Origin of the sequence: Alteromonas sp. W12 (genome assembly GCF_001924945.1) — a bacterium.
GTDB classification, from domain to species: domain Bacteria; phylum Pseudomonadota; class Gammaproteobacteria; order Enterobacterales; family Alteromonadaceae; genus Alteromonas; species Alteromonas macleodii.
On the sequence record NZ_LQXH01000001.1, the window covers coordinates 1055197 to 1077660 of the forward strand.

Below are 22464 nucleotides of genomic sequence, written 5' to 3' on the forward strand. Positions count from 1 at the left end.
TGATCACATCAATAGGAGAGTGACATGAGCGATTTTACTTTACACACGAAAGAGAGTGCGCCAGAAGCAGCGAAGCCTTTACTTGATAATTCGCAAGCAGCATTTGGAATGATTCCAAATCTACATGCAGTAATGGCAGAAGCGCCGACTTTGCTTGAAGGCTATCAAGTGCTGCATAAACTAGCGCAAGAAACATCGTTCAATGCAGAAGAGTTAACGGTGGTTTGGCAGGCTGTGAATGTAGAGCACGCGTGTCATTACTGCGTCCCAGCCCATACGGGTATTGCTAAGAGTATGAAAGTGCGCGATGACCTAATTGAAGAGTTGCGAAACGATGAAACACTGTCTGACAGCAAATTGAATACGCTTAAAGAAACTGTGCTGGCTGTAACTCGCGGGCGAGGTAATGTTGATAATGCGCAGCTTGACGCATTTTACAGTGCTGGATACAAGCATCAGCAATTGTTAGAAATCATACTTATATTGGCGCAAAAAGTGATGAGTAATTATACCAATCATTTGGCCGATACGCCTGTAGACGAACCTTTCAAAAAATTTGATTGGTCGCCTAAATAATCATTTGATAGCTCTTTTAAAACGGAAGCAAGGCTTCCGTTTTTTGTTTCTGGCTTAAACGCTTGCGAGCAATCTCGCAAAAACTGAATAGCAGTAGGCTACACAGTGTGTAGATAAAAAGCGCAAACAGCATTTTTCTATTCCTATTCAAAATACGACTATTAAGACGCTAAGGGCAGCTGCGGGCTTAATTCTTCTACGGTTTCCATTGCAACTAACTCTTCGTATCCCTTTTGCTGCAACAGTGTTTTCAAATCGTCGCAATTACTGCATCTATTTTGTTTAGCGATCGCCACTGCTTCGATGAAACACGACAGGTGAGTTATAGATTGTGTTTGTGTCATGGTCTACTTCACTTTTGATTTTACGTAAGTTCGTTGTTTCCATTTTTATTGGAATTACTTTGGCTTAGCCTGAAGTCACTAATGTGACGCTAGCATTATGCTTTTATGAAAAATAAGGGTGAAAAGTTCAAAATACCTTGAAATGTATATACATAGGCTATACATTTTGTATTCGAATAATGTGGTAGTACTTGCAGATTCTCATTGAACGACATACTGCACGTATTGGTATTTGCAAGGATTTAAGGTGTCTGAAAAAAACAATAAAAAGAAGAAAAAGAATAGTCAGATGATTATTCGAATCAACGACGAAGAGCGTGCCCAGTTTATCGCGTTATGCGAAGACCTAGACACTTCTGCTGCTCGTGAAGTTAGACACTTTATTCGAGAATTTATTGCCAAACACGGCGATCAATAGCGGCTTTGCTAAACGTTATGTGAGTGAAGCGAACACTACAAATAAAGATAAGGATTTACATCATGGCTAAGAAAAAAGAGTTAAAAAAAGCGATTAAAGCAACTAAGGCGAAAATTTCTAAGCAAGAAGGAAAGCTTAAAAAGCTTAAGAAGAAGCTTAAAAAAGCATAAGCGCCTATTTGGCACTCATTAGTGCAAATTTAGTATGAAAAGCGCTCTGAACGGAGCGCTTTTTTTGTTTCATGTACTCTAGTCCAAATTACCTTTTGTGAAGGTGGCACCTTCTTACCGCCTCTTACCACCAGTGCAATAGATGATTCCGTCGCTTCATCTTCAAAATTCCGCCTGTCGTCGATATTAAGGATTTATTACAACTTTAGTATTGTGCGAGCGAATCTTTTTGTGATTTACTCAGCCTTCAAGCACCGCGTGCTTTTCATCTCTAATAATAATAAGTCTGATCAGACAATCTGGCGTTTAGCAGTACCCCAACAACAGAAAGAAGATATTGTATTTCAACGCGTTTTTGATTCACGAAATACAAAACTACACACTTCGAAAAGTAAAATTTAAAAGAATTCAGGAACAACACAATGCAACAGGCAAAATTTAACGCTTCTGCTTTCAAGCTTTCCCTCATTGCTTCTGCAATTGCAGGAATGGCTTTTTCTTCTTCGTCAGTGCTTGCACAGGAGCAAGCTTCTGTTGATGAGCAAGATGTTGAGCAAATCCAAATTGTAGGTTCACGTCGCGTTGGTCGCACCATCAATGACTCCCCTGTACCTATCGACATTATCGATGCTTCATCTATAGAAGCAACGGGGCTCACTGAAACCAACATGATCTTAAACCAGTTACTGCCTAGCTTTAACTTCCCTCAGCCATCTATTACCGATGGCACCGACCACGTACGACCAGCGCAGCTGCGTGGTTTAGCACCAGACCACACGCTGGTATTAGTTAATGGTAAGCGTCGTCATACCTCTGCGCTTCTTAATTTAAATGGTTCGGTGGGGCGTGGCTCTTCAGCGGTAGATTTAAACGCTATCCCGGCTAATGCGATTAAGCGTATTGAGGTGTTGCGTGACGGTGCTGCGGCTCAGTACGGCTCAGACGCCATTGCCGGTGTTATTAATATTGTTTTGAAAGATGCTGCCGAAGGCGGTGAAGTGTCGGCAACGTATGGTGCTAATGTTACAACAATGGACGGTGTGCCTAACCTTGAAGGTGTGAGTGTTGGTGCTGACGGTAATTTAGCATTCGCTGAAGGAAGCGACAGAGACGTAACCGATGGACAAACCTTTACCCTTCGCGGCAACGTAGGCTTCGAATGGGGAGACGACGGCTTTGTTAACGTATCAGGTGAATACCGCGACCGTGGACAGGCGAACCGTTCGGACTACGACCAGCGAGAAAACTATGCGCGAGACGCGGACGGCAACCTAGACCCTCGTGAGCTTACGGTCAACCGCTACAATCACGTTTACGGAAATGGTGAGGTGGAAGATTACGCCTTGTTCATAAACGCGGGCAAAGCCCTTACTGATAGCGTTGAGTTTTATACTACCGCAGGCTACAGCACTCGTGATTCGGTAGGCGGAGGCTTTTACCGTCGTGCTCAAGATTCACGAAACGTAGTTGAAATTTATCCAGACGGATTCCTACCTTCTATTCAAACTGACATAACCGATATGTCGCTGCTTGCTGGTATTAAGGGCTATGGCGATGTGTGGAATTACGACTTGTCCGTAACACATGGTGGTAATGAGCTTGAGTATGGTGTTATCAACACCCTAAACACGTCTTTAGGTCCAACGAGTCAAACTGAGTTTGACGCGGGTACGCTAGAATACAACACCACAATTGTGAATGCTGACGCGTCACGTTTGGTAGATACCGGGTATTTCTACAGCGAAATGAACTTCGCCATGGGCGCAGAATATCGTCATGAGAGCTATGAAATAACTGCAGGTGAAGAAGGGTCTTACATACAAGGTACGTTTGGACCTGGCGGCGTGGTGACTGACCCGGTAGACGGCCCGTTTGGTGCTGCTGGTTCGCAAGTATTCCCAGGCTTTACACCAGAATCTGCAGGTGAAAACAGCCGTCATAACTATAGCTTCTATGTGGATGTAGAAGCTGACGTTGTAGAAAACTGGAACGTAGCAGTGGCAGGGCGCTATGAAGATTATTCTGACTTCGGCAGCACGTTTAATTGGAAAATGTCTCACCGTGTAACCCTGAGTGATGCATTTGCACTTCGAGCGTCAGTATCAACCGGCTTTAGAGCACCTTCGCTACAACAGCAATTCTTCACCTCTATCGCGACGGTATTTGTTGATGGCGAGCCAACAGAGACGGGCACATTTGCGCCGTCAAGTGATGTTGCGCAAGCGCTGGGCAGCCCAGGCCTTGATGCAGAAGAATCGAATAACTACAGCGCAGGTTTTACCTACTCGCCAACCGCCGATTTCAACCTGACAGTAGACTTTTACCGCATTGATATTGACGATCGTATCGTGCTGTCTAACAACCTATCAGGTGAGGGTATAGAAGCATTACTTGCGGGTACGGGAGCTAATCAGGCACGATTCTTCTTAAATGCGATAGATTCGCGTACGGAAGGTGTTGATATTGTTTCTACCTATACGCTTAATACGTCAGATTATGGTGCGTTTAACTTTAACGCAGGTGCCAACTTTAACGATAACGAAGTAACAAGTGTTATCGATGCACCTGAGGTTTTGCAAAATGCAGGCTTCGACCAGGCTAACTTGTTCGATGATGTTGAACTACGTCGCTTCGAAACGGCTTCGCCTGACAGCAAACTGAATTTAGGTGTTACGTGGAATTATGACCGCTACACAACAACCTTACGCACTACTCGTTATGGTGAAGTGGAAGACCCATCGTCAGTTGAAGCACGCAATGAAATCATTCCATCAGAGTGGATCACAGACCTAGACGTTCGCATTGCGTTAACAGAAGGACTTACCGTTTCTGTTGGTGCTAACAATTTGTTTGATGTGTATCCAGAAACAACCCGTGAACTTGTGGATGATGTAACTACGTTCTCGCGTTTATTCCCGTATTCAGGCTTTTCGCCTTACGGTTTTACAGGCCGTTTTGTTTACGGAAAAGTTTCGTATAGCTTCTAAATAGCACCGGTTCTTGAGTGCTGAAAGCCAGTTGATTAATACGCAACTGGCTTTTTTTGTACCTGTTACTTAGTCATTTTTCTCAAAGGTAACTGCACAGCGATGTTCATTTAAAAGCGCAAAGTCTTCTTTGGGAATAAAGGCGTCGTAATCACGTTGCAGCTTAACTTGTGCCTCTTTTCGAATTTTACTGCGGCGTATAGCCGTTACGAAATTGCGCATTTCATGGTGAGTAGATAACTCTAGCTCAGGGACTGAAACAGGTGTGCCGCTATCATCTTTGGCAACCATGGTAAAAAAGCTGTTGTTGGTATGTTTGACCTCGTTGGTTTTGATATTTTCCGTAGTGACTTTTATCCCTACTACCAAGGATGTGTTTCCGACATAATGAACGGTAGCGTCGAGGTGAAGCAAGTCACCCACTTCAACAGGCTGTAAAAACTCGACGCCATCAACGGTAACGGTTACACAATAGGCCCCTGCGTGTTTACTTGCGCAGGCATAGGCGACTTTATCCATTAACGATAAAATGACACCTCCATGCACCTTACCGCCAAAATTTGCAAAAGATGGCACCATTAATTCAGTCAGTCTTGTTCTTGAAAAAGCGACATTACGTGCAGTCATAAACAACCTTTGATCTTAAGCCCTTGAAAAGCGCCGAATAAGCGTTCATATCAGTATTAGATTTACCCTACCACAAATTTTAAGGAATGGTTTTGTCACAAACGCATTTTTATCAACCAAAAGAAGGTCATGGCTTGGCTCACGATCCGTTTAACGCGATCATCGCACCGCGCCCAATCGGATGGATCTCTACAAAATCAAAAATGGGAGTGTTAAACCTTGCTCCTTACAGTTTTTTCAATGCGTTGAACTATACGCCGCCAATTATCGGCTTTTCAGTAGTAGGCAGTAAGAAAGATTCACTGGTAAACGTGCAGGAAACGGGTGAGTTTTGCTGGAATCTTGTATCGGAAGATTTGATTGATGCGATGAACACGACGAGTAAACCTCTGGCACCTGAAGAAAGTGAATTTGACCATGCAGGGCTTCAAACTGTAGAAAGTGAAGTGGTAAGCGTTCCCCGCGTTAAAGCGAGTAAGGTGAGCATGGAATGTAAGCTAACTGATGTGGTACAGCTTAAGACCGCCTCAGGTGAGGAGGTGAATAGCTGGTTTATCATGGGTGAAGTAGTGGGTGTACACATTGATAAATCACTCATAGAGAACGGCGTTTACAGCACGCTGAAAAGTGCGCCAGTTACCCGTGGTGGCGGACGAGGCGATTATTACACTATTTCCCGAGATAACTTTTTCGAAATGCTAAGACCAGAGGGATAGAGCTGGCGATGCTATCTCGATAGATTATTGAGGTCTTCTTGTAAGGCCTCTATTTGTTCTAGTACGGCTAAAAATTTATTTCCAAACTCTGTTACTTGGTATTCAACCCGAGGCGGGAGCTCGTGATACACCGTTTTTTTCAGAATACCAAATTCCGTGTTCTTCTTCAGGCATTGATTTAATACTTTGGTGCTTAGTCCGTCTACAGTACGCACCATTTCACCGGGGCGGTTAATGCCATTTGCCAAGAGTTGGTAAACGGTAAGCGACCATTTACAGCCGTAAATCGTCTCTACCATGCGCGCGCTTTCTTGAGGTGGTATTTTCCGCTCGATTTGTTTTTCTTTAAAATTCATAAAGATGTACCTAAAAGTACTTGCTGAACCAAATTATACTTACTATTCATGGAGTTATCTAAGGCGTAAGGTTATCACGAATTGAAAACAGTGAGGGAATTTAAAATGTCACTTTTAAATGATTTTTGTGAAAACCGTAACGCGTTAATTGTAGGCGGTTCAAGCGGTATAGGTCTTGCCACCGCTAAGTTATTGGCGAATGAAGGTGTTAACGTTGTGCTTGTGGGCAAGAATGGTTCCAAACTGGAAGAAGCAGTGAAAGCGGTAAGTACATTCACAAATGTTTCAACCATTAGCATAAACGCTATCCAAGTTGACTTATATAAGCCTGCAGACGTACAAAAATTAATAAAGTATGTAGAAGATGCAGCTATACCTTTTCATTACTTAATAAATGCTGCAGGGTATTTTAACCCTAAGCCATTTTTACAGCATACATGCGAGGATTATGATGTTTATCATGATTTGAATAAAAGCCTATTTTTCATCACCCAAGCGGTAGCCAAAAGAATGTCTCAGCACAGTGTTGGCAGTATTGTTAATGTTGGTTCTATGTGGGCCAAGCAGGCCGTTAAGGCGACTCCTTCGTCTGCTTACTCCATGGCAAAAGCAGCGCTGCATTCACTTACTCAGCATCTGGCCATGGAACTTGCCGACGATGGCATACGTGTAAATGCAGTATCGCCAGCGGTAGTTAAAACACCTATTTACAATGCGTTCGTTCCAGAAGAGCAAACCGATGAAGTATTGGAAGGTTTCAATGCGTTTCATCCGATAGGACGTATAGGAACTCCAGAAGACGTGGCACATGGCATCCTTTATCTGTTATCAGAAAGAGCTAATTGGACTACCGGTACCGTATTAGATATTGATGGTGGTGTAATGGCAGGTAGGAACTAATAAATAGGACGTATCATTATCTTGCTTTGTCTTCATTCTAATAACACGAAGCGAGATGATGTATACGTTTATTCGGTAACAATTGCTTGCTCTAAATAAAACGAGATTATCAATGATGCTTAATATGAACTTTGATGAACGCCTAGCGATCAATACGCAAATGCAAGAGTGGCAGGCGTCACCGTCTTCTACGGTATGGCGGAAGCCTTTAGAGCGTGAAGCAAAAGAGTCTGGTCATACAACTAGCGTCGTGAAGTACGAAGCTGGCGCGAGCTTTAAGCAGCATAGTCATCCTTATGGTGAAGAAATTTTGGTGCTTGAAGGTGTGTTTTCCGATGAACACGGTGATTACCCTGCAGGCACTTACTTGCGTAACCCGCCAGGCAGTGAACATAGCCCTTTCAGTAAAGAAGGCTGTGTGATTCTGGTTAAGCTGAATCAGTTTGATAAGCGCGATTTGAGTGAAGTACGGGTAAATACAAATAAAGCACAATGGCTGCAAGGGCAGGGCGGTTTACAAGTGATGCCGCTTCACAGCTTTGAGCACGAGCATGTGGCGCTAGTTAAGTGGCCCGTGGGAGAGGTATTTAAGCCTCACAAGCATTTCGGAGGTGAAGAAATTTTTGTGCTATCGGGTACATTTAAAGACGAACATGGTGCATACCCAAAAGGCACATGGTTGCGCAATCCTCATATGAGTCAGCATCATCCTTACGTGGATGAGGAAACAATAATATGGGTGAAGACAGGGCATTTGCCAGTAGCGTTGTAGGCCTGCAGGTAAATCAAAACCAGTGTTTTACATGCGGTCAATTGCAACAAACGAAAAAGGCTAACCCGAGGTTAGCCTTTCTTTTGTTTAATCTCACTAGGTCAAAGTTAGCCTGGTAACATCTAACTTTAAAACACTCACCTAGTAAAAGCCGGACTTAATCCCAAATACCCTCTTCTGACTTACCCTGTATTTCACAGTCGCCCGCTTTGTATTCCATGTTTGCGCCACTGTCTTTTTTCTTAAAGTAGTCTTTGCTGATAGACACAATGGTAGGAGTCATCCACACAATAGCGATGATGTTAATCACCGTCATTAGGCCTAACGCCATGTCGGCCATGGCCCATACCTGAGGTAGGGCTGCCTGTGCGCCCCAGTAAATCATGCCTAAATAACCAATAGTGTAAACTGCACGGCCTATTTTATTATCTAGCTTGAACATGTGCAGGTTACTCTCGCCATAGGCATAGTTTGCCACTACAGACGTGAATGCAAATAAGCTGATGGCGGCAGCCACAAAGTCAGTACCGCCTTCGCCTAGGTGACTGCTCATCGCATCTTGGGTTAGGCGTATGCCTTCCATTTGATCAGAGCTTGAACCGCCAGCAAGTAAAATGATGAAGGCAGTAGACGTACATAGCACGAGTGTATCTAAGAAAACGCCTAGCATCTGAATGTAACCCTGTGATACGGGGTGATTAGGGTTTGGCACAGCACTCGCCGCAGCGTGCGGTACAGAGCCGCTGCCTGCTTCGTTTGAATAAAGCCCGCGCTGAATACCATTTTTAATGGCCGCACCGAGTGCACCAGCGCCAGCTTCCTGCAAGCCAAATGCCGATTTAACGATATCGAGCAGCATGGCTGGCAGTTCGGAAATATTAATGAAGGTAATAGCCAAAGCCACAAGCACGTAGCCTATTCCCATAAATGGCACCACAAACTCGGCAAAGCGCGCAATGCTTTTAAGGCCTCCCACGACGATTAAGGCTGCCAGTGCAATAATGGCTAGGCCTACATATTCTGTGGGGAAAGAGTACGCATTGTTTAATGCATCGGTAATAGTATTGGCTTGAACGGCGCTAAAGACAAAGCCGTAGCCAAAGAACAAACATAGAGAAAATGCGACTGCAAGCCAGGTTTTGTTCAAACCCTGCTTGATATAATAAGCGGGACCGCCACGGAACTCGCCGTTTTCGTCACGGACCTTGTATAGCTGACCTAGTACACTTTCGGCAAAGCCAGTGGCCATACCTAAAAGGGCAATCATCCACATCCAAAAAATAGCGCCAGCACCACCTAGAGATATAGCAACCGCGACGCCAGCTAAGTTACCCGTGCCTACGCGAGCCGATAAGCTGGTACATAAAGCTTGGAATGAACTGATCCCATCCTTAGTAGAAGTGTTACTGCCCTTTAGTAGGCTGAACATATGGCCGAAGTGCCTAAGCTGCACACCGCCAAGTTTAACGGTAAACCAGATACCACATGCAAGCAGCATAATGATAAGTACCTGACCGTCTCCCCAAAGAATATTGTTAACTAATGAAACGAATTCGTTTATCACGCACTTTCCTTCGTTATTGTTTTAATTATTGCTCGGCGTGTAGAAATGAACTGAACATGACAGGTGCGTTGTCAGAACAAACGCTTCGGCTTAAGCAAACTTATATTTGCTAAACCTTGGAATAAGCCGAGCTATATCGATAAAAAACCAATACTAGCACGACAATTAAATGATTGGACAATGAAAACGTACTGAAACTATGACGTTTTATGCTCGCATATAGCAAATTTATTCATTCATGGGGGAGAAGAACACATTTGCTGAACAAAACGAGAGTACAAACAAAAAAGCCGCTCAAAAGAGCGGCTTTTTCAAGAATATGGCTGGGGTAACAGGACTCGAACCTATGAATGGCGGGATCAAAACCCGCTGCCTTACCAACTTGGCTATACCCCAATATTGGTGCGGAAGGAGAGACTTGAACTCTCACGCCGTGAAGCACTGGAACCTAAATCCAGCGTGTCTACCAATTCCACCACTTCCGCAATGTAGACTTCCAATTAAGGAATAAGTAAAAGTTGGTGGCTACGGCGAGATTCGAACTTGCGACCCCATCATTATGAGTGATGTGCTCTAACCAACTGAGCTACGTAGCCTAAACTTTTATCTTCAATAAAAAGCCGCTCGATGAGCGGCTTCTCAAGAATTTGGCTGGGGTAACAGGACTCGAACCTATGAATGGCGGGATCAAAACCCGCTGCCTTACCAACTTGGCTATACCCCAAATGGTGCGGAAGGAGAGACTTGAACTCTCACGCCGTGAAGCACTGGAACCTAAATCCAGCGTGTCTACCAATTCCACCACTTCCGCGTAGACGCTAGCTATAATAGTCATTCAAAAAGAATGGCTGGGGTAACAGGACTCGAACCTATGAATGGCGGGATCAAAACCCGCTGCCTTACCAACTTGGCTATACCCCAGTCGTGGTGCGGAAGGAGAGACTTGAACTCTCACGCCGTGAAGCACTGGAACCTAAATCCAGCGTGTCTACCAATTCCACCACTTCCGCGCAGCTAGACTTTCCTAAAAGAGATAAGTGAGAATTGGTGGCTACGGCGAGATTCGAACTTGCGACCCCATCATTATGAGTGATGTGCTCTAACCAACTGAGCTACGTAGCCTTGCTATTCTCTTCCCTCTCAGGAAGTGGCGCGTATTATGCGTATATGACTGGCAACCGTCAACCCCTTTTTTACTAACTTTTTTTAAATGCTCATTAAGTGTGCGCATTAGGGCGAAATACGCGCAAAAAGCCGTGAAATTGAACAACTTGCACGAAATAAGCTAGCTATTTACCACGCTTTGTTACTGGTTTTTGTTTGGTAATAACATACGTCAATAGGGCGCGGGCCATACGTATTGTCATGAAAAAACGGGTTATCTAAGTTTCTTCCTGTGTTTGCCCGTTTTTTATATTCTTCATGATGCGGCGTTTGTAAGAAATAAGGTGCCGCGTTGTTTGCATGCACAAAAGCCTGCTTAATTTTGCTTTCTTGCGTTATATCATCTAGAACGCCACCTCTGTCCATATTTCCTCGCGGCAACTTTTGAAGCACATCCATACCGTGCAGTACGCGACCAACGACCGACATATTTCTGTCTAAGTGTCGTGGTGCTTGCCCAATCACAATATAAAACTCCGTACTGGCTGTATCTTTCTCGCTATTGCGAGCAAACGCCACAACACCTGGGCAATGAAGTCCCCACATTTCTTTTCGGCTTTTATCAATGCCTACTGGAAAGCCATCTAAAAATCCGGTGTTAGGCGCAAACATATCCTGATTCTCAACCACGTTTACATTGCTATTAAGCGGTTGCGTAAATTCAGCGTTAATAGGTTTAAGCAGATTCGGCGGAAATTGTGATGCGTCATGCGTATCGTTGCTGCCTGCCTGTGCCACAAACCCGTCTACTACACGATAAAATGCTTGTTCGTTATAAAAGCCTGCGTCTATTAAACTTTTAAACCTGGCCACATGTTTTGGTGCAAGGGTAGGGTGAAGCGCAATAACTACATCGCCATATGCAGTTTTAAACGTCACAGTATTACTCTGAGGAACTTGATACCAACTGGCAGTGTTACTTGCTAATGCTGGTGCCTTTTCAACAGCATCGCTACTGATTTGTGAATTCACTGGATTAGTTTGAGGTTCACTGGCAAAAGAAAAATTAGCCAGGCTTAACAAGCACAACACTTTAATTGAGGTTCTTGATACTGAAAATCGTTTGGCGTGCTGTGATTTGCTGCAAGTTAAAGGGCGTGAAGCGCAAAGCTGATTAATAGTCATTACAAAAGCCGTTAGTTTTTTACTAGTTATATCAGGCCTATGTGCGCTTCACAATTATTCGCTAGAAACAAAAAAGCCACCTTGCGGTGGCTTTAGTAAACAGTGCTAATTTCTACAATAGAAATTACACGTTAAAGCGGAAGTGAATAACGTCACCGTCTTTAACAATATAGTCTTTACCTTCTAAACGCCATTTGCCTGCGTCTTTCGCACCTTGCTCGCCATTGAACTCAACGAAGTGCTCGTAGCCTACGATTTCAGCGCGAATAAAGCCTTTTTCGAAGTCGGTGTGAATTTTACCTGCCGCTTGTGGTGCAGTTGAGCCTTCAGGGAAGGTCCACGCACGTACTTCTTTTACGCCTGCAGTAAAATATGTTTGTAGTGTAAGAAGACTGTAACCCGCACGAATTACGCGGTTAAGACCTGGTTCTTCTAGACCCATGTCTTGCATAAACTCTTCGCGTTCGTCGTCTTCAAGCTCAGCAATATCAGACTCGATTGCCGCGCACACTGCAACTACAGTGGCATTTTCGCCTGCTGCAATTTCTTTAACCTGATCAAGATACGGGTTGTTTTCAAAACCGTCTTCATTCACGTTTGCAATGTACATGGTTGGCTTAAGGGTAAGCATGTTCATGTAGCTGATTGCCGCAAGCTCTTCTTTAGTCAGCTCAAGTGAACGTAGTAACAAGCCTTCGTCTAGGTGCGGCTTAATCTTCTCAAGCACTTTCATTTCGTACTTGGCATCAGCATCGCCACCTTTGGCGCGCTTAGCAACACGGTGAAGTGCTTTTTCTGTCGTTTCTAGGTCAGCAAGTGCAAGCTCGGTGTTAATAACATCGATATCGTCTTTAGGGCTAACGCGACCTGCAACGTGAACAATGTTCTCATCGTCAAAGCAGCGTACTACGTGACCAATAGCGTCAGTCTCACGGATGTTAGCAAGGAATTTGTTTCCTAAACCTTCACCTTTAGAGGCACCTTCAACCAAGCCAGCAATGTCTACGAATTCCATGGTAGTAGGAATAACGCGCTGAGGCTTTACGATTTCAGCCAACTTGTCCAAACGAAGATCTGGCACAGGAACAACACCTGTGTTTGGCTCGATAGTACAAAACGGGAAGTTTGCCGCTTCTATACCTGCTTTAGTTAATGCATTGAAAAGTGTTGATTTACCTACGTTTGGTAGGCCAACAATACCGCATTTAAAACCCATGGTATGGATCCTTAGTTTGGAAAAGTGATAACTGGCTAGGTTTACCCTTTGTGCGAGTGTAACCTGTTTTGTGCTTGCTTAAGGTCTTCTTTCAGCAAAATTTCTGTACAGCGTACCGCTTCATCGATGGCACTTTCAATGGCTGCTTTTTCTTCTGCTGGTGGTTTTCCAAGAACATGGCCGGTAACGCGGCTTTTATGACCTGGATGACCAATACCTATGCGCAAACGCAAAAAATTCTTGTTGTTACCCATTTTAGCCACAATGTCACGCACGCCATTTTGACTAGAGCTTCCGCCCACTTTGTATTTTGCAACACCTGGGGGTAAATCTAACTCGTCAAACGCTACTAATATTTGTTCTGGTTCTATGCGGTAAAAGTTAGCCAGTGCTGCTACGGCTTGTCCACTTTTATTCATAAAGGTAGTGGGGTAGAGCAAACGGATATCTTTGCCTGCAATGGTAATGCGAGCAGTTTTACCGAAGAATTTGGTTTCTGGTTTTAGCGGGGCGTTGTAGGTGTCGGCTAGTTGGTTGAGAAACCATTCACCGGCATTGTGTCGGGTATTTTCATATTCGGGGCCTGGATTACCCAGACCCACGATAAGGCGGATATCAGCCAAGAGGATTATTCCTCAGAAGCTGCTTCTTCGCCGTCTTCTTCTGCGTCAGCCGCTTTAGGAGCAGGCTTAACAGTTACAACCGCTAGGTCGTGAGCTTCGTCGTTCTTCGCAAGTTCTACTGAAGAAACGCCAGCTGGAAGAGTTAGGTCAGAAAGGTGTAGCGTTTGACCCATTTCAACACCAGCCATGTCTACTTCGATGAACTCAGGAAGGTTCTTAGGTAGACAAGTAACTTCGATTTCAGTTACGTGGTGCTCAGCAATACCGCCAGCTTTAACAGCAGCAGATTTCTCTTCATTTACGAAGTGAAGTGGTACGTTAGTGTGAACGTCTTGACCAGCGATTACACGTTGGAAGTCAATGTGTGTGATCTTTGGCTTGAACGGGTGACGTTGCATATCTTTAACTAGAACTTCAACAACTTTACCGTCAAGGTTAATCTCAAGAACGTGAGAATAAAACGCTTCAAAGTCAGCAGAGTTGTTTACTTTGTTATGATCTAGTGTGATAGAAACTGGTGCTTCTTCACCACCGTAGATGATACCAGGAAGCTTATCTTCGCGACGTAGGCGGCGGCTCGCACCTTTCCCTAGGTCTGTACGAACAGAAGCGTCTAGTTTGAAATTTGCTTCAGACATTGTCTGTCTCCAAAAATATAAGTCTAATAATGTGGATTTTTGCGACCAAAACCCACGGTAAAATGATGTGAATTACGTTAAAAAGTAATTTTCTATGCGCAATAAAACACCAGCCCAAAATTCAAGGGCGGCGAATTCTAACACCACCTACCAAAACATACAATTACAAAGGCAGATAAAATATCCAGCTAAGCAAATGCAAGTATTTGCGTTACTCACAATAAAAGAAGCGCACCTTGGCGCGCTTCTATCATATTTATAGAAAAAAGCATTTTGTTAAGACTAACTTGACCGCTAATTGTCTCTTTCCAAAGGCTCAATAAGATCAACAGGCCTTAGGAACATAGCAACTTTTTACACAAGCGTTTACTTCGTCAGCACCACTCTGTAATGGGCTTTACCTTCTCTTAATCGAGCAATAGCCTCATTTACGTCATCAAACTTGAAGGTTTCGGTCACAGGTTCAATATTGTGGTGTGCAGCGAAATCTAGCATGGTTTTAATGGTCGCGGGGCTTCCCACTGGCGAACCTGACACACTTTTCTGACCACCAATTAAGTTAAACGCACCAATATCTAGAGGTTCAAGGGTGGCGCCTACAAAGTGAAGCCGGCCTTTCGGTGCCAATGTAGATAGATACAAGTTCCAGTCAAGCTTTACATTTACGGTTGAAATAATTAAGTCAAACCGACCGCGCGCTTTTTTAATCTCATCTTCATCACGGCTATTAATCGTATCTGACGCACCTAGCTCTAGCGCTTCCTTCTTTTTAGATTCGCTAGAAGTGAACGCTACTACCTTACATCCCCATGCATTTAAAAACTGCAGAGCGAGATGGCCCAGACCGCCAATACCAACTACACCCACTTCACTGGTTGGGCTAATACCAAACTGGACAAGAGGGTTGAAAACGGTAATACCTCCGCAAAAAAGAGGGCCTGCCTTTGTGCTATCGATAGCATCGGGAAGGGGAATAACGGCACGTGCTTGGGCGCGCACTTTATCTGCAAATCCACCGTGACGACCACCTATGGTCATCGTAGCATCGGCACACAGGTTATGATCGCCTTCTTCGCAGGTTCTACAACTATTACAGTAGCCTGAATGCCAGCCTAAACCGACACGCTGTCCCACCTTAAGTGACGTTACATGTTCACCTATTTGGCTAATTGTGCCGACAACCTCATGACCAGGCACAAAGGGATATTCTGTCATGCCCCATTCATTATCGAGCATGCTTAGGTCGCTGTGGCAGATACCACAGCTTTCAACGTCTATTTCAACGTCATGTGAGCCAAGCTTACCGGGGTCGTATTGAAACTTTTCCAGTTTTCCACCCGCTTCTTTAGCGGCATATGCATTTATCATCAATAACCGTCCTTTTAAGTGTTGCAGTGCAACATTCACGCGTACGCAAAAATTCTATAATTGCTAAATCGCTAGCTTAATTACCTTTATGAATAATTTGCTACACGCAAAGCTATATTCGCGATCATTGTGTTTGCAGGTTATCAATGACTTTACTGGTATCGAGTACTTTAACGCTTGATACTTGAAGCACCGTACCGAATTGTGTAAAGGTCATCATATCAGGTTTAGGCGTACCTTTAACTTCCACAACAAGGCCGTTCTTTTGATAAGTTTCATCTAAACCATGTAGCGTATAGCGATCGCCATTTTCAGCAATAAAAGCGTAAAAACCGCCTTCGAGATCTTTATAAATAATACTGCCCTTCATGGTGACTTCACCTTTTGCATTATCTTCTACGGCTTCAGCCTGAGTAACTGGTTCGGCTACCAGTTCCTTGGGCATAGAACTCTTATCATTAGCTTGAACTGTGGAAGATTTGTCTTTCATTTCAGTTCCTTGTTTCTCAAGATCTGCTTGTTTCACTGAGTCGTCATCTCCAGAGCAGCCCGCTGTATTTAAAAGGGCAGCAATTACTGCAACAAGGCATAGTGTTTTTGTTTTCATTTTATGTCCTTAATATTAGTTTTAACGCACAACAATTCTTAACGTTAAACCTAAAATTGATGAAAAGAAAGTCACATTAACGAGTCGGAAAACGGCAATAAAGTATATTTAAGGCGTAAACGGAATGTGTTTGGCTTGATGTACTGTTCTTATTCTTAAGGCGATGTTCGCTTTCAAAGAAAAAAGAAAGGTAAAAAAAGAGCCGGCGCCACTTACATGGGCCAGCTCTTTGGTAGGAGTAACAATATTTAAATTTTAGTATTCAAACATTGCTGAAATAGACTCTTCGTTGCTGATACGACGAATAGTTTCTGCAAGCATCTCAGATAAAGTAAGCTGTTTTACTTTTCCAATTTGCTTCATCTCTGCACTTAGTGGGATAGAGTCGGTAACGATAATTTCGTCAATAACAGACTCTTTAAGATTGTTTGCAGCGTTGCCTGAAAAGATAGCGTGAGTCGCGTAAGCATAAACACGGCGCGCGCCATGTGCTTTAAGTGCTTCGGCTGCTTTTGCAAGCGTACCGCCTGTATCAATCATGTCATCGACAATGATGCAGTCTCTGTCTTTTACGTCACCAATGATGTTCATTACCTGAGCCACGTTCGCTTTAGGGCGACGCTTATCGATAATGGCAAGGTCGGTGTCGTTAAGTAGTTTCGCAGTAGCACGTGCACGTACAACACCGCCAATGTCAGGAGAAACGACTACAGGGTCGGCAAAATCACGTCTTACCATGTCAGCAAGAAGGATAGGAGTACCGAATGCGTTATCCACCGGAACATCAAAGAAACCTTGAATCTGTTCGGCGTGTAGGTCGATAGTAAGTACGCGGTCAACACCAACGTTAGACAGGAAGTCAGCCACTACTTTCGCAGTAATTGGCACCCTAGCTGAACGAACACGACGGTCTTGGCGTGCATAACCAAAGTAAGGAATTACTGCTGTAATACGACCAGCTGATGCGCGACGTAGTGCGTCGATCATCACAATAAGTTCCATAAGGTTATCGTTAGTAGGCGCACACGTAGACTGGATAATAAAAACGTCCGAGCCACGGACGTTTTCATGAATTTCTACGCTGATTTCACCGTCACTGAAACGGCCAACTTTGGCATTTCCAAGTTTGGTGTAGAGGCGATCGGCAACTTTCTGGGCAAGTTCTGGTACGGCATTACCTGCAAAGAGCTTCATATCTGGCACAAGTGGTTCCTCAGTGCGTTGATAAAAGAGGTTTGGCTGGGGTAGCAGGACTCGAACCTACGAATGGCGGGATCAAAACCCGCTGCCTTACCAACTTGGCTATACCCCAATTTTTAAGTTCTTGTCCGATGTGGCGTACACGCTATCTTTGTTGTTCTAATTTATCTAATAGTGGTGAGCGATTCACACCTTTTGCGACAAAACTCTGCCAAGTTTCAGGCATTTGAGCCCTAACTTGTTCGGCTAAAGTGTAGTCAGAAAAAGTGGCAAACACGCATGCACCTGTGCCCGTCATTCGCGACGGTGCGTAGTGTACCAACCACTGTAATAATTTTGCAACTTCAGGATAGCGATTCGCGACTAATTGCTGACAATCATTCCAAGTTTTTTCAAATTTATAGTCTTCCCAACGTATCGCAGGTGTATTTCTGGGCAAATCCGGCGAGGTGAACACTTCTGCTGTACTGACATGAACATTTGGGTTCGCTACAAGAAAATACTGTTCTTTTTGGGGAGCTGGCGTTATGTCTTCTCCAACGCCTCCTGCAAATGCTGTTAGACCTCGCACAAAAATAGGTACGTCAGCGCCTAAAGATAACCCAAGCTCAGCCAGTTCATCTTCACTTAGCCCTGTGTTCCAAAGGTGATTAAGCGCCACTAACGTGGTGGCTGCATTCGAAGAACCCCCGCCAATGCCGCCCCCCATAGGAAGGCGCTTGTCTAACGAAATAACGGCACCTTCATTACATTTTGTTTTTGTTGCCAGCAGCCGCGCTGCTTTTACAATTAAATTGTCATCGTCCGGAACCCCATCCAGTGGGGTTTCCATGCGTATGATTGTGTCGTCTGTACTTATGTCAAAGGCGAGTGCATCGCCGTAATCCAGCATTTGAAACAGACTTTGAAGCTGGTGATAGCCGTTGTCGTAGCGGCCAAGTATATGCAAGAAAAGGTTCAGTTTAGCGGGGGAAGGCCACCAATCTTTATGTTCTGAAACAGATGAGTTCACTACAGAGTCCACTGATAAATTTTAATTTTAAGCTGAGTATTAGGCATGTCCGGCGTTTCATTCTGGGTAAGCGTTATGCTGTGAGGCAACCATACAGATGTGCCATCATCTAGCTTAACACTACCGTAATTACCGTAAGCAACTTGCCAATTGCGGCAACCTTGGCAATAGCTTTCAAGGGTATTAACCAATCCTTTTTCAGTTAGGGTAAATTTATCACCGTCTAGCGGTAAGCCTTTTACCCAAGACAATAGTGATTCCACCGGAATGACCATTCCCGTTATCTGGTAAATAAGTGGTTCTGGTAGAGCATCTACATACGTTTCACCGTCAGCCTCTAATACCGACTGCTGCTGGGTAACGTTAAGGTTAACCAGACTTACCCCTAGAAAATTGGTTAATCGAAAATCAAAATCACCGGAATCGTTTTTCCAGACTAAATTAAGGCTGGCCGCTTCCTTTCCTTGGCGAAATGCAATTTTTCCGCGCATTTGCCACTGATGTACTTCAGCAACTTTTTCAAGTTGGGCCGTGAGGTTTACCGCGTTTTCTGGGCCTTTGGGAGCGGTTGTGCATGCGCTCAGTACGAAGCAGAGAAACAACAGTAGGGAAATAAAGCGAATCATTAAGGCGCGTTACCTGTATAAAAATAAAACACATTTAATTGTGACATTATGGGAACACAGTTTCACCAACACTTTCAATCATTTTGGGTTTTTCGTACAATGCCGCTCCGACGTTGCCAGCACAGATTTTAATGACTTTACTCGCCCTCGGTATTAACCACAAAACAGCACCAGTAGCACTTCGCGAAAAAGTGGCCTTTACACCAGATTCTCTGGTGGAAGCGCTTGCGAGTTTAAAAAAGCTGGAAGGCGTAGATGAGTCTGTCATTGTATCGACCTGTAACCGCACTGAGCTATACGTCAATACTCAAGACGACACCGGCCAAAAGCTTCTACAATGGTTAAGTGACTTCCATCACTTAGATGTAGAAGAGATTGCCAATAACAGCTATGTGCTCGCGCAGGATGAAGCGGTTAAGCACATTATGCGTGTAGCCAGCGGACTTGATTCACTGATTTTGGGAGAACCTCAAATCTTAGGTCAGGTGAAGCAGGCGTTTGGTGATGCAAAACACTCAGGTATGGTGAGCAGCGAATTTGATAAGCTGTTTCAACATACGTTTTCGGTGGCGAAGCGAGTTCGCAGTGAAACAGATATAGGTGCAAACGCGGTAAGCGTGGCATATGCAGCCGTTCAGTTGGCCAAGCATATATTCGCTGAACTACCAAAACGTTCAGTGTTATTAGTGGGAGCTGGCGAAACCATTGAACTTGTGGCTCAGCATTTGAAAGAGCAGGGCGTGAGCTGTTTGGCGGTGGCGAATAGAACCGTAGCGCGAGCAGAAGCCTTAGCTGAAACACTAGATGCGAGTGTGTTTACCTTATCGCAGGTGCCGGAGCACTTAAAAGACTTTGATATCGTGATAAGCTCTACTGCTAGCCAACTGCCCTTAATTGGCAAGGGGATGGTGGAGAAAGCCCTTAAACAGCGCAAAAATATGCCGATGTTTTTGGTGGACCTTGCGGTACCACGAGATATTGAGTCAGAGGTTAACGAGCTAGGCGATGCCTATCTTTATACTGTTGATGACCTGCAGCATATTGTTCAGAAGAATTTAGAAAACCGCGAGCAAGCAGCAAAAGAAGCGGAAAAGCTCATCGACAAACAAGCTGGCGACTACATGACGTGGAAGCAGTCGCAGCAATCGATAGATTTAGTAAGACAGTATCGCCAAAAAGGCATGGCACAGCGTGACGATATTGTGGAAAAAGCCAAAGCGCAATTAGCGGAAGGTAAAAATGCCGAAACGGTATTAGAAGAAATGGCGTATAAATTAACCAATACGCTATTGCACCCAACAACCTTAGCGTTACGCGAGGCTGCCATGCACGATGACCCGGCGTTAAGCCGATGGATGGGACAGGCATTAGATTTATCTGACTTTTCGTCAGACGATAATAAATAAGGTAATAAAAAGCATATGAAAGAGTCGGTAGTTAGGAAACTCGAACACTTAGTCGAGCGTTTCGAAGAAGTTCAGGCGTTGTTAGGCGACCCTGGAGTTATCGGCGATCAAGATAAGTTTCGCAACTTGTCAAAAGAGTTTAGTCAGCTAGAAGATGTAGTGGCAGGCTTTAATGCTTATCAGCAAGCACAAGAAAACTTGGCTTCAGCGCAGGAAATGTTGAACGAAGATGACGCTGAAATGCGCGAGATGGCACAGGAAGAGATGAAAGATGCCAAGGCGGAAATTGAACGCCTTGAAACTGAACTTCAGGTGCTACTCCTGCCAAAAGACCCTAACGATGATAACAACTGTTTCTTGGAAATTCGCGCTGGTGCGGGTGGTGACGAAGCGGCAATATTCGCAGGTGACTTGTTCCGCATGTACAGCCGTTATGCCGAAAGTCGTGGCTGGCGTGTAGAGTTGGTTAACGCCAATGAAGGCGAGCATGGCGGTTATAAAGAAGTCATTGCGAATGTTAGCGGCGATGGCGTGTACGGCGTATTGAAATTCGAGTCGGGCGGTCACCGCGTACAGCGTGTACCAGAAACCGAATCACAAGGCCGTATCCATACCTCGGCATGTACCGTGGCGGTATTACCAGAAATTCCAGAGTCGCAGGCAATTGAAATTAATCCTGCAGAGCTTCGCATCGATACCTTCCGTGCATCAGGTGCGGGTGGTCAGCACGTTAACAAAACCGACTCGGCTATTCGTATTACTCACTTGCCAACAGGCTTGGTAGTGGAATGTCAGGACGAGCGTTCACAGCACAAAAACCGTGCGAAAGCGATGTCGGTACTTCAAGCGCGCTTAAATCAGATTGAAGAAGAAAAGCGAGCAGCAGAAGAGGCTTCTACTCGTAAGAGCTTAGTCGGTAGCGGTGACCGCTCTGAGCGAATTCGTACTTATAACTTCCCGCAGGGACGTGTAACCGACCACCGTATCAACCTGACTATTTATCGTTTAGACGAAGTAGTGGAAGGTGATCTGAAACAGCTTATCGACCCAATTTTGCAAGAGCATCAGGCCGATCTACTGGCCTCTCTTTCTGACGAATAACGCTGTCTTGTTACACAAACTGTTTATAGAAAAACAATGCGCATAGACAACGCCTTAGCATGGGCTGCTGAACAACTAGAGGGTGGGGAGTCACCCTCTGTTGATGCAAAAGTCATGTTGGCGAACATTCTAGGTAAGTCACAAACTTATCTATTCACATGGCCTGATAAAACCTTGGACGCCGCCCAGAAAGCGCAATTTGAAGCGGATGTGGCCAAGCGTAAACGGGGTGAGCCCGTGGCGTATATTATCGGCAAGCGTGATTTCTGGACCCTGTCACTGTTTACCTCGCCAGATACCTTAATTCCACGACCGGATACTGAAGTATTGGTTGAGCACGTGCTTAATTGGGCAAATCAACAATCCTCTGCACCCTTATCAATCTGTGATTTGGGAACCGGTACGGGCGCTATTGCGTTGGCATTAGCGAGCGAACTGCCAGAAGCATCCGTTACTGGCGTAGACTACCAAGAGGGGGCGGTGAAGCTTGCTACCCGCAATGCTCAAGCTAATAGCATAGCCAATGCGCATTTTGTGCAAAGTGACTGGTTTAGTGCGCTGGCAGGTCAAACCTTCGACATTATTGTTTCAAACCCACCTTACATAGAAGAATCCAGTCCATACCTTAATGAGGGCGACGTGCGTTTTGAGCCTAAAACAGCATTAACCTCGGGCAGTGATGGTCTAGACGACATCAAACAGATTATTAATAACGCGCCGCAATATCTCAATAAAGGTGCCTTACTTGCATTCGAACACGGCTTTGACCAAGGGGCTGCGGTAAACGCTTTGCTCGTAGATGCGGGATTTGTAGACGTCAAAACTGTTAAAGACTACGGCAACAATGACCGTGTAACGCTAGGACAGTGGCAGTAGTTTTCAACCTCCAAAGAAGTTATCTTTTCTGTAGTTATCAAAATTTAATTGCAAACTTGCTTATATTTTGTT

The 22464-nt window shown here is 44.6% G+C and carries 22 protein-coding genes and 9 tRNA genes; 9 read left to right on the forward strand and 22 right to left on the reverse strand.

Features of this window, described 5'->3' with window-relative positions; genetic code table 11:
• Positions 1–24 precede the first annotated feature (24 nt).
• Positions 25–576, forward strand: coding sequence for a carboxymuconolactone decarboxylase family protein (locus tag AWH61_RS04435; RefSeq protein ID WP_014948999.1), 552 nt, complete (start codon positions 25–27; stop codon positions 574–576).
• A gap of 161 nt (positions 577–737) precedes the next feature.
• Here AWH61_RS04435 and AWH61_RS04440 read toward each other — a convergent pair whose 3' ends face one another.
• Positions 738–920 carry a hypothetical protein gene (locus tag AWH61_RS04440; RefSeq protein WP_075176297.1) on the reverse strand — a complete coding sequence of 61 codons (183 nt, stop codon included), beginning with the start codon at positions 918–920 and terminating at the stop codon, positions 738–740.
• A 247-nt stretch (positions 921–1167) separates the two neighbouring features.
• On the opposite strand from AWH61_RS04440, the gene AWH61_RS20095 reads away from it, so the two are divergent.
• Both AWH61_RS20095 and AWH61_RS04450 read left to right on the forward strand, forming a co-directional pair.
• Positions 1168–1338, forward strand: a complete 171-nt coding sequence (locus AWH61_RS20095) for a hypothetical protein (protein WP_014949001.1) — start codon at positions 1168–1170, stop codon at positions 1336–1338.
• Between the two features lie 592 nt (positions 1339–1930).
• Positions 1931–4495, forward strand: a complete 2565-nt coding sequence (locus AWH61_RS04450; protein ID WP_014978882.1) for a TonB-dependent receptor plug domain-containing protein — start codon at positions 1931–1933, stop codon at positions 4493–4495.
• 69 nt (positions 4496–4564) lie between these two features.
• Here the strand turns inward: AWH61_RS04450 and AWH61_RS04455 are convergent, their stop codons facing one another.
• Positions 4565–5122, reverse strand: coding sequence for an acyl-CoA thioesterase (locus tag AWH61_RS04455; protein ID WP_069944046.1), 558 nt, complete (start codon positions 5120–5122; stop codon positions 4565–4567).
• A 92-nt stretch (positions 5123–5214) separates the two neighbouring features.
• On the opposite strand from AWH61_RS04455, the gene AWH61_RS04460 reads away from it, so the two are divergent.
• The gene (locus AWH61_RS04460) at positions 5215–5838 is read left to right on the forward strand and encodes a flavin reductase family protein (protein ID WP_083605851.1); all 624 of its coding nucleotides are present in this window, start codon (positions 5215–5217) and stop codon (positions 5836–5838) included.
• An 11-nt stretch (positions 5839–5849) separates the two neighbouring features.
• Here the strand turns inward: AWH61_RS04460 and AWH61_RS04465 are convergent, their stop codons facing one another.
• On the reverse strand, positions 5850–6194 hold the full coding sequence (locus tag AWH61_RS04465) for a winged helix-turn-helix transcriptional regulator (protein ID WP_039216240.1): 345 nt from the start codon (positions 6192–6194) through the stop codon (positions 5850–5852).
• 105 nt (positions 6195–6299) lie between these two features.
• Between AWH61_RS04465 and AWH61_RS04470 the strand changes: the two genes are divergently transcribed.
• On the forward strand, positions 6300–7094 hold the full coding sequence (locus AWH61_RS04470) for an SDR family NAD(P)-dependent oxidoreductase (RefSeq protein ID WP_052235371.1): 795 nt from the start codon (positions 6300–6302) through the stop codon (positions 7092–7094).
• A gap of 115 nt (positions 7095–7209) precedes the next feature.
• On the forward strand, positions 7210–7866 hold the full coding sequence (locus tag AWH61_RS04475; protein WP_075176657.1) for a cupin domain-containing protein: 657 nt from the start codon (positions 7210–7212) through the stop codon (positions 7864–7866).
• Positions 7867–8023: 157 nt separating this feature from the next.
• Here AWH61_RS04475 and AWH61_RS04480 read toward each other — a convergent pair whose 3' ends face one another.
• The 19 genes from AWH61_RS04480 to lolB all read right to left on the reverse strand — a co-directional run bounded on the left by AWH61_RS04480 (position 8024) and on the right by lolB (position 19009).
• Entirely contained in the window at positions 8024–9430 is a 1407-nt protein-coding gene (locus AWH61_RS04480) for an alanine/glycine:cation symporter family protein (protein ID WP_075176299.1), read from the reverse strand.
• Positions 9431–9750: 320 nt separating this feature from the next.
• A tRNA-Gln gene (locus AWH61_RS04485) sits at positions 9751–9826 on the reverse strand.
• A gap of 4 nt (positions 9827–9830) precedes the next feature.
• Positions 9831–9915: transfer RNA gene (locus tag AWH61_RS04490), tRNA-Leu, on the reverse strand.
• Between the two features lie 34 nt (positions 9916–9949).
• A tRNA-Met gene (locus AWH61_RS04495) sits at positions 9950–10026 on the reverse strand.
• Positions 10027–10078: 52 nt separating this feature from the next.
• Positions 10079–10154: transfer RNA gene (locus AWH61_RS04500), tRNA-Gln, on the reverse strand.
• A gap of 2 nt (positions 10155–10156) precedes the next feature.
• A tRNA-Leu gene (locus AWH61_RS04505) sits at positions 10157–10241 on the reverse strand.
• Between the two features lie 34 nt (positions 10242–10275).
• Positions 10276–10351 (reverse strand) — tRNA-Gln (locus tag AWH61_RS04510).
• A gap of 4 nt (positions 10352–10355) precedes the next feature.
• Positions 10356–10440, reverse strand: a tRNA-Leu gene (locus tag AWH61_RS04515).
• 35 nt (positions 10441–10475) lie between these two features.
• A tRNA-Met gene (locus AWH61_RS04520) sits at positions 10476–10552 on the reverse strand.
• A gap of 171 nt (positions 10553–10723) precedes the next feature.
• Positions 10724–11719, reverse strand: a complete 996-nt coding sequence (locus tag AWH61_RS04525; RefSeq protein ID WP_075176300.1) for a peptidylprolyl isomerase — start codon at positions 11717–11719, stop codon at positions 10724–10726.
• 124 nt (positions 11720–11843) lie between these two features.
• Positions 11844–12935, reverse strand: a complete 1092-nt coding sequence (gene ychF, locus AWH61_RS04530) for a redox-regulated ATPase YchF (protein ID WP_075176301.1) — start codon at positions 12933–12935, stop codon at positions 11844–11846.
• A gap of 41 nt (positions 12936–12976) precedes the next feature.
• On the reverse strand, positions 12977–13558 hold the full coding sequence (pth, locus tag AWH61_RS04535; RefSeq protein WP_039225631.1) for an aminoacyl-tRNA hydrolase: 582 nt from the start codon (positions 13556–13558) through the stop codon (positions 12977–12979).
• Between the two features lie 5 nt (positions 13559–13563).
• The gene (locus AWH61_RS04540; RefSeq protein ID WP_014976150.1) at positions 13564–14196 is read right to left on the reverse strand and encodes a 50S ribosomal protein L25/general stress protein Ctc; all 633 of its coding nucleotides are present in this window, start codon (positions 14194–14196) and stop codon (positions 13564–13566) included.
• 366 nt (positions 14197–14562) lie between these two features.
• A complete protein-coding gene (gene ahr / locus AWH61_RS04545) occupies positions 14563–15564 on the reverse strand; it encodes an NADPH-dependent aldehyde reductase Ahr (RefSeq protein ID WP_014978887.1) in 1002 nt (333 codons plus the stop codon).
• Positions 15565–15688: 124 nt separating this feature from the next.
• Complete coding sequence (locus AWH61_RS04550; RefSeq protein WP_014978888.1) at positions 15689–16171, reverse strand: hypothetical protein; 483 nt, start codon at positions 16169–16171, stop codon at positions 15689–15691.
• A gap of 255 nt (positions 16172–16426) precedes the next feature.
• The gene (locus tag AWH61_RS04555; RefSeq protein WP_014949014.1) at positions 16427–17374 is read right to left on the reverse strand and encodes a ribose-phosphate pyrophosphokinase; all 948 of its coding nucleotides are present in this window, start codon (positions 17372–17374) and stop codon (positions 16427–16429) included.
• 33 nt (positions 17375–17407) lie between these two features.
• A tRNA-Gln gene (locus tag AWH61_RS04560) sits at positions 17408–17483 on the reverse strand.
• A gap of 33 nt (positions 17484–17516) precedes the next feature.
• A complete protein-coding gene (gene ispE, locus AWH61_RS04565; protein WP_075176302.1) occupies positions 17517–18383 on the reverse strand; it encodes a 4-(cytidine 5'-diphospho)-2-C-methyl-D-erythritol kinase in 867 nt (288 codons plus the stop codon).
• Positions 18383–19009, reverse strand: coding sequence for a lipoprotein insertase outer membrane protein LolB (gene lolB / locus AWH61_RS04570; RefSeq protein ID WP_014976154.1), 627 nt, complete (start codon positions 19007–19009; stop codon positions 18383–18385). The genes ispE and lolB overlap by 1 nt, the downstream gene beginning before the upstream one ends.
• Before the next feature lie 131 nt (positions 19010–19140).
• On the opposite strand from lolB, the gene hemA reads away from it, so the two are divergent.
• The 3 genes from hemA to prmC are packed head-to-tail and all read left to right on the forward strand — an operon-like array spanning position 19141 to position 22392.
• A complete protein-coding gene (gene hemA / locus AWH61_RS04575) occupies positions 19141–20415 on the forward strand; it encodes a glutamyl-tRNA reductase (protein WP_014949017.1) in 1275 nt (424 codons plus the stop codon).
• A 15-nt stretch (positions 20416–20430) separates the two neighbouring features.
• Complete coding sequence (prfA, locus tag AWH61_RS04580) at positions 20431–21516, forward strand: peptide chain release factor 1 (RefSeq protein ID WP_014949018.1); 1086 nt, start codon at positions 20431–20433, stop codon at positions 21514–21516.
• Between the two features lie 36 nt (positions 21517–21552).
• Positions 21553–22392, forward strand: a complete 840-nt coding sequence (gene prmC, locus AWH61_RS04585; RefSeq protein WP_075176303.1) for a peptide chain release factor N(5)-glutamine methyltransferase — start codon at positions 21553–21555, stop codon at positions 22390–22392.
• The last annotated feature ends 72 nt before the right edge of the window (positions 22393–22464 follow it).